General features: G+C 45.2%; 1 protein-coding gene. It reads left to right on the top strand.

What is annotated here, in order from left to right; genetic code table 11:
* Positions 1-250 (top strand): hypothetical protein (locus tag QN347_RS20505; RefSeq protein ID WP_323494503.1); only part of this gene is annotated, 250 nt, incomplete at both ends.

Here is a 250-nt window from a genome sequence, read left to right as displayed (position 1 = left end):
AAGTAACCGTGCCCGGCGAGGAGTTATCCGAGCTGAACCTATACAAGCTGATGATGGTTTATAACCGCATGATGCGCCAGTACATGACCCGCACCGAGGAAGTACACCATACTGTAGTGCAATACCCGTACACCATCGAAAAACAAAAGGAAGCCATCAACAACCTGCTGCGCATCAATAAAAAAATGGATTTTAAGAACATCGCCGGCAACAGCGAGAACAAGGTGCACTTTGTATATAATTTTTTAGC

This window comes from Sphingomonas sp. 10B4, assembly GCF_035019905.1.
Classification (GTDB): Bacteria; Pseudomonadota; Alphaproteobacteria; order Sphingomonadales; family Sphingomonadaceae; genus Sphingomonas; species Sphingomonas glacialis.
This window is presented reverse-complemented; position numbering and strand designations above follow the sequence as displayed.